This is a genomic window from Leifsonia sp. CL147, from assembly GCF_900114565.1.
Taxonomy (GTDB): domain Bacteria; phylum Actinomycetota; class Actinomycetes; order Actinomycetales; family Microbacteriaceae; genus Leifsonia.
Window position 1 is genome coordinate 113097 of sequence record NZ_FOTM01000009.1, and the last position, 17250, is coordinate 130346.

Here is a 17250-nt window from a genome sequence, read left to right on the forward strand (position 1 = left end):
CGGCTCGCCTGCACCGATGTCGGAGGTCCGCGACATGATGGGGGGATGACGGAGCGCAGGCCATCCCCCACGCGAGCCGGCGGGGGTGAAGCGGCCCTTCCGGACCCGCAGGTGCCGGCCGCGCCGCACGGGCATCTCGGGGTGGCGGGAGGCACCGCGCTCTACATCGCAGCGGTGCTCGGCACCGGCATCCTCGTGCTGCCGGCGCTCGCCGCCGCTGCTGCCGGGCCCGGGGCGATCCTCGCCGTCGCTGCGCTCGCGCTCATCTCCATTCCGCTCGCGGCGACGTTCGCGGCTCTCGCCCGGCGGCATCCCGATGCGGGAGGAGTGGCGACGTTCGCGCGGCGGGCCTTCGGGCCGGGGGCCGCCCGGATCATCAGCTACTGGTTCTTCTTCGGCACGCCGATCGGGGCTCCGATCGCCGCGCTGATGACCGCGCGCTACGTCGTGGCGGTCGTGGGAGGCGGCACAACGAGCACCACCCTGATCGCCGTCGGGCTGATGGTGATCCCGATCGTCGTCACGGCGTTCGGGGTGCGGTTCGCCGCCTCCGTCCAGCTGGTCCTCTCCGGCGCGCTGGTCGCCGTGCTCGTCTTCGTCCTGGCAGCGGCCGCGCCGCACTCGCAGGCCGCCAACCTGCAGCCGCCGCTGCCGCACGGCTGGGGCGGGGTCGGCCTGGCGATGAGCCTCTACATCTGGGCGTTCGCCGGGTGGGAGGCGGTGGCGGGCATCGGCGGCGAGTTCCGCAATCCCCGCCGGGACATCCCGCGCGCCACCGCGCTCGCGCTGGTCATCGTCTCGGTGGCGTACCTCGCCATCCAGACCGTCACCGTGGTGGTGCTGGGCGACCATGCGGCGTCGAGCGCCGTCCCGCTGCTCGACCTCGTCGAGGTGGCGACCGGCTCGGGAGGCGGGGTGGTGGTCGCCGTCATCGCGGCGATCGTCGTCACCGGCGTCTTCAACGCCTACCTCGCCGCCTTCAGCAAGTTGGGCGCCGCCATGGGCCGGGATGGCGACCTGCCCGCCTGGTTCGGGCGGGGAGTGGAGAACGGTGCCGTCGCCCGGCGCGGCCTGCTGCTCTCGGCCGTCGTGATGGCGCTGTACTCGGCCGTGGTGCTGGCGAACGGCGACCTGCAGCCGTTCATCCTGGTGCACACGAGCATCGCCGCGGCCGTGTACGGCTTGGGCGTCGCCTCCGCCCTTCGGCTGCTCCCGGCCCGTTCGGTGGGATGGTGGATGGCGCTCCTCTCGTGTGTGCTCGCGGCAGGGTTGCTCCTGCTCGCGGGATGGCATCTCGTGTTTCCGGCGGGCGTCGCGGTCATCGCCCTGGCCGTCGGGGTGCTGGCGCGGCGGCGTCCGCGGCCCGATGCCCAGCCCCGAGGGGCGGCATCCACGGCTCCCGATCCCGGATAATGGGTCCCGGGGGCGCCGGTGATCGGCTGACGGCCGGCCCCGGCAGGGAGGGGATGCTGTGACGGAGCACCAGCGTGCGGCCAGCATGCGTGACGTCGCGGCCCTCGCCGGTGTCTCGCACCAGACCGTGTCGCGGGTCATCAACGAGCATCCGAGCATCCGCGAGGCCACCCGGCAGCGTGTGCTGGATGCGATGAGCCAGCTGCACTACCGGCCCAACCGTGCCGCACGCGCCCTCGTCACCGCCCGCTCCCGGACCATCGGCGTCCTCGCGACGTCGGCCGCGGCGCTGTACGGGCCGGTCTCCAGCATCAACGCGATCCAGGATGCGGGCCGAGCGGCCGGCTACTACATCGCCGTCGCCCAACTGGCCGACCTGAGCCCCGGCTCCATCGCGGCGGGACTCGACCATCTGCTGGCGCAGTCGGTCGAGGGCATCGTGGTGATCGCCCCGCAGGAGGTCGTGCTCGACCAGCTCCAGACGGCGGGCCTCACTGTGCCGTACGTGACGCTGCAGGGCGGTCCGTCGACGGTGCAGCGGGAGCTCACCGTCGACCAGGTCGCCGGTGCACGCACGGCGACGCGCCATCTCATCGAGCTCGGCCACGGGAGGATCGCCCACATCTCGGGGCCACTGGAGTGGTTCGAGGCTCAGGCGCGCGTCCACGGTTACCGGGTGGAGCTGGCGGAGGCCGGACTGGCGCCGGAACCGGCGGTGGCAGGCGACTGGACGGCGGAATCCGGCTACCGCGTCGGCCTGCGCGTGCTGGCGGACCCGGCGGTCACGGCGGTCTTCACCTCCAACGATCAGATGGCGCTCGGGCTCTACCACGCGGCGCATGAGGCCGGACGGCGCATCCCCGGGGACCTGAGCGTGGTCGGCTTCGACGACATCCCGGAGGCCGCGCACTTCTGGCCGCCGCTGACGACCGTCCGTCAGGACTTCACCGAGCTGGGACGACGCAGCATCGAGAGCATCGTCGCCGAGATCGAGGGCGGGACCGAACCGACGGCGGTCAGTCTGCAGCCGGACCTGATCGTGCGCTCATCCACCGCTGCGCCGGTCTGAGCGAGGATCCGGGACGGGGTCCGCGGAGGACGCCTGGCGGGACGCGAGCGGGGATCCGAGTGGGGATCCGAGCGGTGATCCGAGCGGGGACTTCCGCTGTCGGCGCGCCGTCCTAGGCTGGTGCCCGTGAGCTCACGCGACCTCGATTCGGCGCCGGTGGCCTCCGTCCCACCGGAGACCGCCAGCGCCGGGGGTGTGCTGAGCCCGCAGTTCCGCTGGACGAGCATCGGGATGTGCCTGCTGATCACGCTCGCAGCGTTCGAGGCGCTCGCGGTCACCACGATCATGCCGATGGTCAGCCGAGAGCTCGACGGCGCCGCGCTCTACGCCTTCGCGTTCGCCGGCCCCTTGGCGGTCGGCGTGGTCGGGATGGTGTCGGCGGGTGCCTGGGCGGACCGCGGCAACCCGCGGACGGCTCTCATCGCCTCTGTGGTGCTGTTCGCGGCGGGACTCTCCATCGCCGGAACAGCGCCGACGATGTGGGTGTTCGTCGCCGGGCGGCTCGTCCACGGACTGGGCGGCGGCGCCCTCACGGTCGTGCTCTACGTCATCGTCGCGCGCGTGTATCCGCCGGCGCTGCATCCACGGATCTTCGCCGGCTTCGCGGCGGCCTGGGTGATCCCGTCGCTGATCGGCCCGTTCGTCGCCGGCGTTCTCAGCGAGACGGTCGGCTGGCGCTGGGTGTTCCTCGGGGTGGTGGCGCTGGCCGCACTCGCCATGCTGATGGTGGTGCCCGTGATGCGACGGGTGCTCCGGGCGGGCGAGCGGGCGCCGTTCCGTGCGGCACGGTTGGTCTGGGCCGTGCTGCTCGCTGTCGCGGTGCTCGCGCTGACACTGGCCGCGGAATCCACTGGGCCGGTGCTGTGGATCGTGCCCCCGCTCGCTGCGATCGTCGCCGTCATCGCCCTCCGGCCGCTCGTCCCGAAGGGGACGCTGCTGGCCCGTCGCGGCCTCCCGAGCGTCATCCTCATGCGCGGGATCATCGCCGCCACGTTCTTCGCGACGGAGGTGTATGTCCCTCTGCTCATGGTGTCCCAGTACGGGCTCTCCGCCGCCGTCGCCGGGCTGGCCTTGACCGCCGCAGGGCTCACCTGGTCGGCGGCCTCATGGGTGCAGGGGCGGTTCCCGCGTATCGCCCATGTCGTCGCGGCCCGGCTCGGTGCGCTCGGCCTCACGATCGCCCTCGCCTCCCTCATCGCGACGGCCGTCTGGCACCTGAACCCCTTCATCGTGGTGGTCGGCTGGGCCTTCTCCGGCGGTGGAATGGGCATCCTGTATCCGCGTCTCGGGGTGCTGACGCTCGAATACTCCACGCCGGCCGACCAGGGCTTCAACAGCTCCGCCCTGACGATCGCTGACTCCACCGGTTCGGCTGTCGCGCTCGCCGCGACCGCGATCGTCTTCGCCGCCCTGCGCGCCCTCCCCGGTGGCTGGCCCTTCGCCGGCGCGTTCACCGTGACCGCCGTCCTCTGCGCCCTGGCCTGGCTCTTCGCCCCGCGCCTCCGCCCCTGACGCCCCCGCCCCACCGTCGAGTACACAAAGATTGCACGCGACACGCCGGGCGGCCGTGCAATCTTTGTGTACTCGACGGTGGGGCGAGGGTGCGGATCAGCGGGCGGGGCGCTGAACGGCGGCGTCGGCCTCCTCGACGATCGCGCGCATCCCGTTCTCGGCAGCGACCGCGTCGCCTCGGCGAACGGCGGCGGCGACGTCCTCGTGGAGACGGATCGCCTCCGGGTTCGCCGTGTGGGGCATCAGCGCGTGCGTGGTCCGGCCGCTGAGAGCCTCGGCGACCGCACCGCTCAGCGCCGCGAACAGCGGATTGCCGGATGCCTCGAGCAGGATGCGATGGAAGTCCCGGTCGTGGGCGAGGTACTCGTCGTGGTCGGCGGAGCGCTGGGTCGCCGACATCCCGACGATGGCCGCGGTCAGAGCGCCGCATTGGTCGGGGGTCGCCCGGGTGCTCGCCAGCCGCGCGGCGACAGGCTCCACTGCGAGGCGCAGCTCGCTGAGATCGCTGAGAGTGGTCAGGCGATCAGGGCCGGCGAGCCGCCAGGCGAGGACGCGGGGGTCGAGCGCCTGCCAATCGGCGGCCGGCAGCACGACGGTGCCGCGGCGTCGTCGCGCCTGAACGAGCCCGAGCGACTCGAGAACCCGGATGCACTCGCGGAGCACCGTGCGGGAGATACCGACGCTTTCCGGTGTGAGCACCGTACCGACGGGGATGTGGCCGGTGACGATTCGCGCGCCCAGCGACGCGATGGCCTGCTCGTGCAGGGAGCCGGTCGTTGGCTGGGTCACGCTTCATTATCGGGCCTGGCGTGTCATCCGGTCAAAACGGCACGTAACGCAGTTATATACGTCGTTACCGTCATAGATTGGACACAAATCGGATTTATTCCTAGAGTGTTCGTGCCCCATCCGCAATCACGACCGAGGACGTTCATGACTTCAGCGACACTCACGCACCTGGCCGCAGCAGCGGCACCAGCGCCTGCGCCCCACCCCACCGGCTCCGAGGGCCAGCTCATCATCGCCGCCCTCGCGGGCATCGCCGTGATCGTGGTCCTCATCATCTGGCTCAAGCTCCATCCGTTCCTGTCCCTGCTGCTCGGCTCGCTCGTGGCCGGCCTCGCCGCGGGAATGGCGGCGGATGCGGCCGTCGGCAGCTTCATCACCGGCTTCGGCGCCACCATGGGCAGCGTCGGCATCCTCGTCGCCCTCGGGGCCATGTACGGCAAGCTGCTCGCCGACTCGGGCGGCGCCGACCGCATCGTCGACACGCTCGTCTCGCGCACCGGCGTGCGGTTCCTGCCCTGGACGATGGGCGCGGTCGGCGCGATCATCGGCCTGCCGATGTTCTTCGAGGTCGGGCTCGTGCTGCTCATCCCCGTGATCATCCTGGTGACCCGCCGCTCCGGGCTACCGCTCATGCGCATCGCCCTCCCGGCGATCGCCGGTCTCTCGGCCATGCACGGCCTGGTGCCTCCGCACCCCGGCCCGCTGGTCGCCATCGCGGCGCTCGGCGCCAACCTCGGCCTCACCCTCGCCTTCGGCGTCCTCGTCGCCATCCCGACCATCGCCATCGCCGGTCCGTTGTTCAGCAACCTGGCCGCGAAGTGGGTACCGGCCGGTGTGCCCGACCTGTTCGTCCCGGACGAGGGGGAGGACGGCAGTCGCAAGCGTCCGTCCTTCGGGGCGGCGCTCTTCAGCATCCTGCTGCCCGTCGTACTGATGCTCGGCAAGGCCGTCGCCGACATCGCGTCGCCGACCGCCGCGCCGGCCTGGAAGGTCGTCCTCGACTTCGTCGGGACGCCGGTCATCGCGCTGACGGTCGCGGTGCTCGCCGGCATCCTGTTGCTCGGCCTGGGCGGTGGGATGGATCGCAAGGCCCTGCAGACCACGTTCGGCGCCTCCCTCCCGCCCATCGCGGGAATCCTCCTCATCGTCGGCGCGGGCGGCGGATTCAAGCAGGTGCTGGTCGACACCGGTATCGGACAGGTCATCGCGGGCTGGGCGACGGGGGCCAGCGGGATCCTCGTGCTGCTGCTCGCGTGGACGGTCGCCGCGCTCATCCGCGTGGCCACCGGATCCGCCACCGTGGCGACGGTCACCGCGGCGGGCATCCTGCTGCCGCTGACGGCTCACCTCTCGACGCCGATGGTCTCGCTCATGGTGCTCGCCATCGGTGCGGGATCGGTCTTCCTCTCGCACGTCAACGACGCCGGGTTCTGGCTCGTGAAGGAGTATCTGGGGCTCACCATCCCGCAGACCCTGAAGAGCTGGACAGTGCTCGAGTGCCTGGTGTCTCTCGTCGGACTGGCCGGAGTGCTGGTGCTGAGTCTCTTCGTCGGCGGTCTCGGGTGACCCGCGGGCGCGCGCTCGTCGTGATGGGCGTCGCGGGGTGCGGCAAGTCCACCGTCGCAGCCCTCCTCGCCGAACGACTCGGCTGGGAGCTGCTGGAGGGCGACGCCCTGCACCCGACGGCGAACGTCGAACGGATGCGGGCCGGCGTCCCGCTCACCGACGACGACCGCGCGCCCTGGCTGGCCGCCATCGCCTCCTGGATGGACGAACGCCTCACGGCGGGACGTTCGGTCGTGGTCGCGTGCTCCGCGCTGGCCCGGCGCTACCGGGACGTCCTGCGCCGCGACGAGGTGGTCTTCGTCCACCTGACCGGGAGTCCGGAACTCCTGGCCGGTCGCCTCGCGTCGCGGGAGCACCACTTCATGAAGGCGGGGATGCTGCGCTCGCAGCTCGCCACGCTGGAGCCGCCGGCCGCAGACGAACGCCACATCGCACTGACCATCGATGCGTCTCCGTCCGCGCTCGCCGACCGGGCCCTCTCGGCCCTGGGACTCTCCGCGCGAGCCGCCTGACGCATCCCGCGACGCGGTGACTTAGTCGGTTGACCCCTGACACGGCGTGCCGGCGGATCAACCGACGAAGTCACCCGCGGGGGTGGGTGAGGACGAGGTCAGGGGCGAGCGAGCGCGTACTGGGCTCGGATGACCGGACGGGTGTCCACGGGGAGGGCGGCGGAGGTCTCGACCGTCCAGGCGGGGCGGGTGCCGGTGAGGGTCCAGGCGGCCTGGACAGCGGCGCCGTCGGCGACGTACTCGCCGGGCGCCGGCACCTCGACAGGCGCGTCGAAGACCTGCGCGGCGACGGTCGCCACGGCGGGGTTCTGGGCGGCGCCGCCGATGAGCAGGATGCGCCGCTCGCGCACCCCGGCCGAGCGCACGGCGTCGAGGCCGTCGGCGAGGCCGCACAGCATCCCTTCGATCGCGGCGCGTGCCAGGTTCGCGGGCGTCGTCGAGGCGAGGGTGAGGCCGTGGATGCTGGCCGTGGCGTCGGGCAGGTTGGGCGTTCGCTCGCCCTCGAAGTAGGGCACGAGCACGACACCGGCGGAGCCCGGATCCGCCGAGAGGGCGAGGGCGGACAGGCCGTCGTGATCGACGGAGAGGAGCTGGGCGATCGAGCCGAGCACGCGCGCCGCGTTGAGCGTCGCGATCAGGGGGAGGGAGGCGCCGGAGGCGTCGGCGAAACCCGCGACCGTTCCGGAGGCGTCGGCGATCGGCGCCTCGGTGACGGCGAACACGGTGCCGGAGGTGCCGACCGAGACCACCACGTCGCCGTCCGCGGCCCCGAGGCCGAGTGCGGCGCCGGCGTTGTCGCCGGCGCCGGGGCCGACGAGCACCCCCGACGGCGTACGCCCCGCCGCCTCCGCGGGGCCGAGCACCCGCGGGAGCACGACCGCATCGGCGTTCCGCGTCGAGGTGCTCGTCGTTGCATGGTCGTGCGGCGTGTCGCCTGCGACAACGAGCACCTCGGCGAGGGGATGCGCGTCGGCAGCGCCGATCGCTTCGCGTCCCGGGCGTCCGAGCGCGCGCTCGAACAGGTCGAGGTCGTACGCGTCCGTTCGCGCACCCCAGTAGGCGGTCCCGCTCGCGTCGGAGCGGTCGGTGGTCAGCGCCTCCAGATCGGGTCCCAGCTTGCTCTCGCCGGCCGGGCCGTATCCGAGCAGGCGCCAGGTCAGCCAGTCGTGCGGCAGCGCGACCGCGGCGACCCGCTCCGCGTTCGCGGGCTCCGCATCCCGCAGCCAGCGCAGCTTCGTGGCAGTGAAGGACGCGACGGGCACCACGCCGACGCGGGAGGCGTACTCGGCCGCGCCGACCTCCTCGATCAGGTCGCGGGCGGCCTGGGCCGAGCGGGTGTCGTTCCAGAGCAGGGCGTCGCGGATGATGCGGCCCTCCGCATCCAGCACCACCATCCCGTGCTGCTGGCCGGCGACCGAGATCGCGGCGACGTCGTCCAGTCCGCCGGCCGCCGCGAGAGCCTCCTGCAGCGCCGTCCACCAGGCCGCCGGGTCCACCTCCGTGCCTTCTGGATGCGCGGCGCGCCCCGAGCGCACCAGCGCACCGGTCTCGAGGTCGCGCACGACCACCTTGCAGCTCTGGGTCGAGGAGTCGACCCCGGCGACGAGTGTCATGTCGTTCCTTGTTCAGCCGAAGTGCTCGTTGTTGCAGCCGACACGCGGGTCAGGCCTGCAACAACGAGCACTTCGGGGAGAGGGGAGAGGGGCGGGGAGGGGCGGGAGGGGTCAGCGGGCGCCGAGGAGGTGCTCGAGCGCGAGCTGCTGCAGGCGGACGAAACCGAAGCCCTTGCCGCCGAAGTACACGCTCGGGTCGAAGTCCTCGTACGCGCTGCCGTCGGCGAGCAGGTCGTCGTACGACTCGCCCTCGCCGAGGGTCGGACGCGACAGCTCGAGCACGCGGGACGCCTCCAGCTGCTCCTGCACCTCGGGGTCCGCGCGGAACGCCTTCGCCCGCTCCTTCAGCAGCAGGTAGGTGCGCATGTTGGCCGCGGCCGACTCCCACACCCCGGTGATGTCCTCGGTGCGGGACGGCTTGTAGTCGAAGTGGCGCGGTCCGTTGTAAGCCGGGCCGCCGTCGGGGCCGCCGTTCTCGAGCAGGTCGACGAGAGCGAATGCGTTCTGCAGGTCGCCGTGACCGAAGACCAGGTCCTGGTCGTACTTGATGCCGCGCTGGCCGTTGAGGTCGATGTGGAAGAGCTTGTCGTGGTAGAGCGCCTGCGCGATGCCGGCGGCGAAGTTGAGCCCGGCCATCTGCTCGTGCCCGACCTCCGGGTTGAGCCCGACCAGCTCGGGCCGCTCCAGCGACGAGATGAAGGCGAGAGCGTGCCCGACGGTCGGCAGCAGGATGTCGCCGCGCGGTTCGTTCGGCTTCGGCTCGATGGCGAAGCGGATGTCGTAGCCCTTGTCGGTGACGTAGTCGCCGAGCAGGTTGACGGCCTCGCGGTAGCGCTCGAGGGCGGCGCGGATGTCTTTGGCGGCGTCGTACTCTGCGCCCTCGCGGCCGCCCCACATGACGAAGGTCTTGGCGCCGAGCTCGGCGGCGAGGTCGAGGTTGCGGAGCACCTTGCGCAGCGCGAAGCGACGGACGGCACGGTCGTTGGAGGTGAAGCCGCCGTCCTTGAAGACGGGAGCGCTGAACAGGTTGGTGGTCACCATCGGGATGATGATGCCGGTGTCGGCGAGGGCCTGCTTCAGGCGGTCGATCTGCTTCTGACGCTCGGCGTCGGTCGAGCCGAAGGCGAACAGGTCGTCGTCGTGGAAGGTGAGGCCGTAGGCGCCGAGCTCGTCGAGCTTGTGCACGGCTTCGACCACGTCGAGCTGCGGGCGGGTCGGCCCGCCGAACGGGTCGGCGCCGTTGTAGCCGATGGTCCACAGACCGAAGGAGAACTTGTCGGCGCGGGTGGGGGTGAGGCTCATGGAGGTTCCTTCAACGTCATCGGTGATTTGTTGTGTGAATAAACTTATCAGGCGAGGGGCGTGACCGAAAGACCCTGTGCGGATATCGTGACCTCATGCCGGACGAAACATTTCCCACGCTGAGTAGACCGACTCTCGAGAGCATCGCCCGGGAGGCCTCCGTGTCGATGTCCACGGTGTCCAAGGTGCTCAACGGCCGGCCGGGCGTCTCCGCCCGGACCCGGGGCGTCGTCGAGGAGCTCCTCTTCCGTTCGGGCTACGCTCGCCGAGGCTCGGAGAGCGAGCCGGGATCGCTCGTGGAGCTCGTCATCGAGTCTCTGGCGAGCGAGTGGGCGCTGCAGATCATCCGCGGTGTCGAGCGGGTCGCGAGGGAGGCCGGTATGACGCTGGCGCTCACCACGAGAGGCTACCGCCACGCACCGGACCAGGAGTGGATCGCCGGGGTCCTGAAGCGCAAACCGATCGCCGTCGTGCTCGTGTTCTCCGATCTCTCCGCCGAGCACCGACAGCAGCTCCACACCCGCAACATCCCCTTCGTCGTGGTGGATCCGGCCGGCGACCCCGCACCCGACGTGCCGGCGATCGGAGCGACGAACTGGTCGGGCGGTGTCGCCGCCACCAGGCACCTGGTCGAGCTGGGGCACCGCAGGATCGGCGTGATCTCGGGGCCGGACGACCTGATGTGCTCGCGAGCCAGGGTGGCCGGCTATCGTTCGGCGCTCGACGAGGCGGGCATTCCGATCGACCCCCAGCTGTTCGGCGGCGGCGAGTTCACCCAGGAGGACGGAGAACGCGAAGCGCTGCGTCTGCTGAGCCGGCCGAACCCGCCGACGGCGATCTTCGCCGGCAACGACATGCAGGCGCTCGGGGTGTATGACGCGGCTCGCCGGCTGGGACTCAGCATCCCGGACGAACTGTCGGTGGTGGGCTTCGACGACATTCCTCCGGCGCGCTGGGCCGGCCCTCCGCTCACGACCGTGCGGCAGCCGCTGGTCGAAATGGCGGAGGAGGCGACGCGGCTGGCATTGAGGATGCGCGTTGAGACCGTCGAGAGCGTTCGGCTCGATCTCGCGACTTCTCTCGTGATCCGTCGCTCGACCTCCGAGCCGCTCCTCCCGCCGGATTGACGAAAACTTTCCAATATCGGCCTGGAAACTTGTGTGGGCTTTCGCGACAGCGTTACCGTCTGACGGCACGCAGCGCGAAGGAGCCCCACATGATCCGCACGACCGAACCGACCCTCGGGGTCGCCCTGGTGGGCTACGGATTCATGGGAGCAGCGCATTCGCAGGGGTGGCGCGTCGCTCCTCGGTTCTTCGAACTCGGTGCGCAGCCGATCATGCACACGATCGTCGGCCGCGATGCCGCACGGGTGGAGGATGCGCGGGCCAAGCTCGGCTGGCGGGACGCCCAGACCGACTGGCGCCGGGTGATCGACGATCCGGAGATCGACATCGTCGACATCTGCTCGCCGGGCGACTCCCATGCCGAGATCGCGATCGCAGCCCTCGAGGCGGGCAAACACGTGCTCTGCGAGAAGCCGCTGGCCAACTCGGTCGAGGAGGCGGAACGGATGGTCGTGGCCGCTCGGCGCGCCTCCGAGGCCGGCGTGCGTTCGATGGTCGGTTTCAGCTACCGGCGGGTTCCCGCGATCGCTTTCGCCCGCCGACTCGTTCAGGAGGGCCGGCTCGGCGAGATCCGTCAGGTCCGCGCCCTGTATCTGCAGGATTGGCTCACCGACGAGAACGGCCCGATGACCTGGCGTCTCGACAAGGCGCGGGCCGGCTCCGGCTCGCTCGGCGACATCGGCGCCCACGCGATCGATCTCGTCGAGCACCTCACCGGGTCCCGGCTGCAGAGCGTCACCGGCACCCTCGAGACCTTCGTCCATGAGCGCCCGCTGCTCGGCGAGGGGGTCGGACTCTCGGGCACGGCGTCGGAGGAGCGCGGCCAGGTCACCGTCGACGACGCGGCCTGGTTCACGGCGCGACTGACCGGTGGCCACGCCGACCGCGCGATCGGTGCGTTCGAGGCCACCCGGTATGCCACCGGCCGCAAGAACGCGCTCCGTCTGGAACTGAGTGGATCCCGTGGTGCGATCGCCTTCGATCTCGAATCGATGAACGAACTGCAGTTCTACGACGCCACAGCCCCTGCGGGCGAGCAGGGCTTCACGCGCATCCTCGTGACCGAGCCCGAGCATCCGTACATGGCCAACTGGTGGCCTACCGGACACGCCATCGGCTATGAGCATGCCTTCTCGCACGAGATCAAGGACTTCGTCGACGCCGTCACCGGCGGGGTCGACCCCGAGCCGTCATTCGCCGACGGTCTGCACGTTCAACGCGTGCTGGCCGCCGTCGAGCGGAGTGCTGCCACCGGCAGTGCCTGGACGGCGACCGAGAACTGACGCCGCCGTCAGCACCTCGAACTGCACCATCCGAATCAAGGAGAGAACGCAATGATGCTTCGCAAACCTTCCGGCCGGCGCTCCCTTCGCGCCGCCGCTGTCGCCGCCGGCGTCGCCGCCGTGCTCGTGGGCGTCACCGCCTGCTCGAACGGCCCGAGCGGTTCGGGCGGGAGCGACCGGGCGACCCTCTGGGGCCTCACCGGCACCGATCAGGACACTGTTCTCGGCCCCTCGCTGAAGGACTGGAACCCGGCGAATCCGAAGGACCAGATCACAGGCACCTTCTTCCAGAACGACGCCTACAAGACCAAGATCCGCACGGCGGTCGGAGCGGGATCCGCGCCCACCATCATCTACAGCTGGGCCGGCGGCACGCTGAACTCCTATGTCAAGGCGGGCAAGGTCGTCGACCTCACCAGCCAGACCGCGAGCGCCAAGGGCAAGTTCCTCGACTCGGTCTGGGGCCAGGGCGTCGTCGACGGCAAGACCTACGCTGTGCCGATGAACGCGACCACGCCGATCATGTTCTATTACAACAAGGACGTTCTTGCGAAGGCGCACGTGGAGGCGCCCAAGACCTGGGACGACATCCTCGCGGCCATCCCGAAGCTGAAAGCAGCCGGTGTCGCGCCGTTCTCGCTCGCCGGTGCGTCGAAGTGGCCCTCGCTCATGTGGGAGGAGTATCTCGTCGACCGCGTCGCCGGTCCCGGGGCGTTCAACAAGGTCATGGCGGGTGAGAAGGGGGCGTGGAGCGACCCGGGCATCATCAAGGCCAACACCATGATCCAGCAGTTGGTGGATGCGGGAGCCTTCGTCGACGGCTTCGCCTCCGTCACCGCGGACTCGAACGCCGACGTGGCGCTGCTCTATACGGGCAAAGCCGCCATGATGCTGCAGGGCGCGTGGGTCATGACGACCTTCAAGCAGCAGGCGGCCGACTTCGCCGCGAGCGGCCTCGGCTACACGACATTTCCCGCGGTGTCCGGCGGCAAGGGTGACCCGTCGGACATCGTCGGCAATCCGTCCGGCTACTTCTCCGTTTCCTCGGCGGCGAGCAAGGCGCAGCAGGCCAGTGCCATCAAGTACCTCACCGACGGCGTCTTCGACAAGGGCTACGTCGACCGGATGGTGAAGACCGGACAAGTGCCGCCGATCCAGGGCATCGACAGCCAGATCTCCGCATCGGGCGGCGACTTCGGCTCGAAGGTCTACAGCCTCACGAAGAACGCGAAGAACTTCCAGATGTCGTGGGACCAGGCGCTGCCGCCGGCGCAGGCGACCGCGCTGCTGACCAACCTCGACCAGCTGTTCAACAAGCAGATCACGCCGAAGCAGTTCTCCGACAACATGAACCAGACGATCGGTCAGTAGAGACCTCATGACCCAGACAGCTGTGTCCGTCGGGCCCGCCCGCCGGGCCGGACGTACGGCGGGCGACCGCCGGCGCTCCGGCCCCGGCGGCTGGATGGTGCTGCCCGCCCTGCTCTTCTTCGTCGTGTTCGCGATCGTGCCGCTGATCGTCGCCCTCTCCCTGAGTTTCACGCAGTGGGATGCGATCAGCGACCCGGTCTGGGTCGGGTTCGCCAACTGGACGAGCGTGCTCGCCGATCCGGTCACGATCAACGCTCTGGTGCTCACCCTCAAGGTGATCGCCATCTCGTGGATCGTGCAGACGCCCATCAGCCTGCTGCTCGGGACCTGGACCGCCGGACGACAGCGCAGCCGGGCTGTCCTCGGCGCGATCTTCTTCCTGCCGCTGATCCTCTCGTCGGCAGCGGTCGCCATCGCGTTCAAGGCGATTCTCGACCCGAACTTCGGGCTGTCGGCGTCTCTCGGAATCCCCTTCCTCAAACAGGACTGGCTGGGCAATCAACAGCTCATCCTCTACGTGGTGATCTTCATCATCGCGTGGCAGTTCGTGCCGTTCCACACGCTGCTGTATCAAGGCGGTGTGCGGCAGATCCCGGCCTCGCTGTACGAGGCGGCCGAGATCGACGGCGCCGGCCGCGTCAAGCAGTTCTTCAATATCACCCTGCCGCAGCTCCGCTACACGATCGTCACGTCGTCGACGCTGATGATCGTCGGGTCCCTGACCTATTTCGACGTGATCTTCGTGCTCACGGGCGGTGTGCCGAGCTCCGGGATCCGCATCCTGCCGATCCTGATGTACGTCACCGGGTTCTCGGCCAGCCAGTTCGGTCAGGCGAGTGTGATGGCCATGATCCTGGTGATCATCGGCTTGGCGATCGCCCTGCTGCTGACCAAGCTCAGCGGTTTCACCAGGATGACCAGCCAGCAGGAGGGCCTCTGATGTCGCAGACGATCGACACCGTCGATGCGGACGTGGCGGCGGCTGCGGGCGGAAAGCCGCGCGAACGCGCCGTTCGTGCCGGCCGCACCCGACGCGCGGGCCAGAGGCCCAACTGGCTCGGCGGGGCCGGAGCGTGGATCTGGCTCGCGATCATCGTGATCCCGATCTACTACATCGTGATCACGAGCGTGCGACCTCAGGCCGGGTTCTTCTCGAGCAACCAGCTCATCCCGCCCCTCGCCCCGACTCTCGACGGATACGCGCTGGTGCTGCAGAGCGACTTCTTCCTCTACCTCGCCAACTCGGTGATCATCACGGTGGTCAGTGTCGTCGTCGTCGTGTTCGTCTGCATCATGGCGGCGTACGCGATCGTGCGGTCGCAGACCAGGTTCACCCGCGCCTCGTTCTCGTTCCTGCTGCTCGGGCTGGCGATCCCGGTTCCGGCCACGATCATCCCGTTGTTCTACATGCTGTCCAAGGCCGGTCTGTACGACAGCCTGGCGGCGCTGATCCTGCCGTCGATCGGTTTCGCGGTTCCGGTGACGGTGCTCATCCTCTCGAACTTCATCCGCGACATCCCCAAGGAGCTGTTCGAGTCGATGAAGGTGGACGGCTCGAGCGACTGGCGCACTCTGTTCTCCCTCGTGCTCCCGCTCGCCCGGCCGGCGATCGTGACCGTGGGGCTCTACAATGCGCTGAATGTCTGGAACGGATTCCTCTTTCCCCTCGTGCTGACGCAGAGTCCCGACAAGCGTGTGCTCCCGCTCTCGCTGTGGACCTTCCAGGGGTCGTTCAGCGTGAATGTCCCGGCCGTCCTCGCGGCGGTCGTCCTGTCGACGTTGCCGATCTTCATCCTCTACATCTTCGGCCGCCGGCAGCTCATCGCCGGGATGACGGCCGGGTTCAGCAAGTGAGCAACCGAAAGGAACCCATGACCAGACAGGCCCTCGTCGTGCGCGGAGGATGGGACGGGCACATGCCCGTCGAGACCACCGAGCTCTTCATCCCGTTCTTGGAGGCGAACGGCTTCCGAGTGCGGGTGGAGGAGTCGCCGGCCATCTACACCGACGCCGGCTTCATGGACACGGTCGATCTCATCGTGCAGATCAACACGATGAACACGATCGAGCCGGATGAGTTCGCGGGCCTGCAACGTGCCGTGCTCAACGGCACGGGCATGGGCGGCTGGCACGGCGGCATCGCCGACTCGTACCGGGCCAACGCCGACTATCTGCATATGATCGGCGGCCAGTTCGCGCACCACGCGGGCAAGGATCCCGCCGAGCGCACCGGCGAACAGTCCGACAACTACATTCCTTACACGGTGCACATCACCGACCTGGGCAGGACGCATCCGATCACCGCGGGCATCGAGGACTTCGACCTCGTCACCGAGCAGTACTGGGTGCTCAGCGACGAATACAACGACGTGCTCGCGACCACGACACAAGAGGCGCGGCCGTGGGATGCCTGGAACCGGCCGGTCACGGCACCGGCCATCTGGACGCGCCAGTGGGGCAAGGGCCGCATCTTCGTCTCCGCTCCCGGTCATCGTCTCGAGATCGTCGAAGACCCGAACGTCCGCACCATCATCGAAAGGGGCCTCCTGTGGGCAGCACGCTGAACGTCGGCATCGTCGGAGTCGGCAACATCAGTCAGCAGTATCTGGAGGAGTTCCCGAAGCTGCCGAACCTGTCGTTGACCGCCGTCGCCGATCTCGACCTGGACCGCGCGGCGGCAGTCGCGCGCGATCAGGGCGTCGAGTCGATGAGTGTGGATGCGCTGCTCGCCGACCCGCGCATCCACGCGGTGCTCAACCTCACGATCCCCTCCGCGCACACCGAGATCGCCCTGCGTGCGCTGGACGCCGGCAAGCACGTCTACGGCGAGAAACCTCTTGCACTGGCCACAGCCGATGCGGCGCCCGTGCTCGCTCGCGCGGCCCAGGCCGGGCTGCGCGTGGGCAGCGCGCCCGACACCGTGCTCGGCACCGGCATCCAAACCGCGCGCGCACTGCTCGACGAGGGACGCATCGGCTCTCCGGTCGCGGCGGCCGTGGCCTGGAGCGCACCGGGACACGAGCTGTGGCATCCGTCGCCCGCGTTCTACTACCAGCCGGGCGGCGGACCGCTCTTCGACATGGGGCCGTACTACCTCACGAGCCTCGTCACGTTCTTCGGTCCCGTCGTGCGGGTGTCGGGAGCCGTCGGCCGTTCGTCGCGCGAGCGCACCGTGGCGACCGGCCCGCTGGCCGGGACACCGATCCCGGTCGACGTGGACACGCATGTGACGGCGATCCTCGAGCACGCGAACGGCGTGATCTCGACCGTTACCGTCTCGTTCGAGGTGTGGGAGACCCGCGTTCCGCTGTTCGAGGTCTACGGCACGGGCGGCAGCATCTCTGTTCCCGACCCCAACCGCTTCTCGGACACCGTGGCGATCGCCACCGCGTCCGATCGCACCTGGCGGGACGTTCCGGTGTCGGCAGGCTATGCGGACGCCGGCCGCGGCGTCGGGCTCGCGGACCTCGCGCGCGCGATCGAGACCGGTCGGCCGCACCGCGCATCCGGTGAGCTGGCCTTCCACGTGCTGGAGATCATGGAGTCGATCATCCGCTCCGGCACGACGCACGAGGTCGTGACCCTGACGTCGACGGTCGAGCGGCCGGATGCGGTGGGATTCGGGGCGCGCCCGGAATCCTGGTGATCGGGGCCGTGATGCGACGAGTGCGGTCGCGGGCTTCCGCGACCGCA

At 69.7% G+C, this 17250-nt stretch carries 15 protein-coding genes; 12 read left to right on the forward strand and 3 right to left on the reverse strand.

What is annotated here, in order from left to right; all coding sequences use genetic code 11:
* The first annotated feature begins 45 nt into the window (after positions 1-45).
* The 3 genes from BM287_RS09885 (at position 46) to BM287_RS09895 (ending at position 3994) form a co-directional block, all read left to right on the forward strand.
* The gene (locus tag BM287_RS09885) at positions 46-1413 is read left to right on the forward strand and encodes an APC family permease (protein ID WP_244528128.1); all 1368 of its coding nucleotides are present in this window, start codon (positions 46-48) and stop codon (positions 1411-1413) included.
* 58 nt (positions 1414-1471) lie between these two features.
* Positions 1472-2482, forward strand: coding sequence for a LacI family DNA-binding transcriptional regulator (locus tag BM287_RS09890; RefSeq protein WP_090038739.1), 1011 nt, complete (start codon positions 1472-1474; stop codon positions 2480-2482).
* Between the two features lie 126 nt (positions 2483-2608).
* The gene (locus BM287_RS09895; RefSeq protein ID WP_090038737.1) at positions 2609-3994 is read left to right on the forward strand and encodes an MFS transporter; all 1386 of its coding nucleotides are present in this window, start codon (positions 2609-2611) and stop codon (positions 3992-3994) included.
* Positions 3995-4090: 96 nt separating this feature from the next.
* Here BM287_RS09895 and BM287_RS09900 read toward each other — a convergent pair whose 3' ends face one another.
* Positions 4091-4783, reverse strand: a complete 693-nt coding sequence (locus BM287_RS09900; protein ID WP_090038735.1) for a FadR/GntR family transcriptional regulator — start codon at positions 4781-4783, stop codon at positions 4091-4093.
* A gap of 144 nt (positions 4784-4927) precedes the next feature.
* Here BM287_RS09900 and BM287_RS09905 point away from each other — a divergent pair, with 144 nt between their 5' ends.
* On the forward strand, positions 4928-6349 hold the full coding sequence (locus BM287_RS09905; protein WP_090038733.1) for a GntP family permease: 1422 nt from the start codon (positions 4928-4930) through the stop codon (positions 6347-6349).
* Positions 6346-6861: a gluconokinase gene (locus BM287_RS09910; protein WP_090038731.1), complete on the forward strand. Its 516-nt coding sequence runs from the start codon at positions 6346-6348 to the stop codon at positions 6859-6861. The genes BM287_RS09905 and BM287_RS09910 overlap by 4 nt, the downstream gene beginning before the upstream one ends.
* Positions 6862-6959: 98 nt before the next feature.
* Here BM287_RS09910 and BM287_RS09915 read toward each other — a convergent pair whose 3' ends face one another.
* Positions 6960-8474 (reverse strand): xylulokinase, encoded by a 1515-nt coding sequence (locus BM287_RS09915; protein ID WP_090038729.1) that lies wholly within the window; start codon positions 8472-8474, stop codon positions 6960-6962.
* A gap of 111 nt (positions 8475-8585) precedes the next feature.
* Positions 8586-9776 (reverse strand): xylose isomerase, encoded by a 1191-nt coding sequence (xylA, locus tag BM287_RS09920; RefSeq protein WP_090038727.1) that lies wholly within the window; start codon positions 9774-9776, stop codon positions 8586-8588.
* Positions 9777-9871: 95 nt separating this feature from the next.
* Here xylA and BM287_RS09925 point away from each other — a divergent pair, with 95 nt between their 5' ends.
* The 7 genes from BM287_RS09925 (at position 9872) to BM287_RS09955 (ending at position 17203) form a co-directional block, all read left to right on the forward strand.
* Complete coding sequence (locus BM287_RS09925) at positions 9872-10903, forward strand: LacI family DNA-binding transcriptional regulator (RefSeq protein WP_090038725.1); 1032 nt, start codon at positions 9872-9874, stop codon at positions 10901-10903.
* A gap of 89 nt (positions 10904-10992) precedes the next feature.
* Entirely contained in the window at positions 10993-12186 is a 1194-nt protein-coding gene (locus BM287_RS09930; RefSeq protein ID WP_170857502.1) for a Gfo/Idh/MocA family protein, read from the forward strand.
* 51 nt (positions 12187-12237) lie between these two features.
* Entirely contained in the window at positions 12238-13557 is a 1320-nt protein-coding gene (locus tag BM287_RS09935; RefSeq protein ID WP_244528130.1) for an extracellular solute-binding protein, read from the forward strand.
* 94 nt (positions 13558-13651) lie between these two features.
* Positions 13652-14497, forward strand: coding sequence for a carbohydrate ABC transporter permease (locus BM287_RS09940; protein ID WP_244528140.1), 846 nt, complete (start codon positions 13652-13654; stop codon positions 14495-14497).
* Positions 14497-15411, forward strand: a complete 915-nt coding sequence (locus tag BM287_RS09945; protein WP_090038721.1) for a carbohydrate ABC transporter permease — start codon at positions 14497-14499, stop codon at positions 15409-15411. The genes BM287_RS09940 and BM287_RS09945 overlap by 1 nt, the downstream gene beginning before the upstream one ends.
* A gap of 17 nt (positions 15412-15428) precedes the next feature.
* Positions 15429-16121 carry a ThuA domain-containing protein gene (locus BM287_RS09950; protein ID WP_090038719.1) on the forward strand — a complete coding sequence of 231 codons (693 nt, stop codon included), beginning with the start codon at positions 15429-15431 and terminating at the stop codon, positions 16119-16121.
* Complete coding sequence (locus tag BM287_RS09955) at positions 16106-17203, forward strand: Gfo/Idh/MocA family protein (RefSeq protein ID WP_090038717.1); 1098 nt, start codon at positions 16106-16108, stop codon at positions 17201-17203. The genes BM287_RS09950 and BM287_RS09955 overlap by 16 nt, the downstream gene beginning before the upstream one ends.
* Positions 17204-17250: the final 47 nt, after the last annotated feature.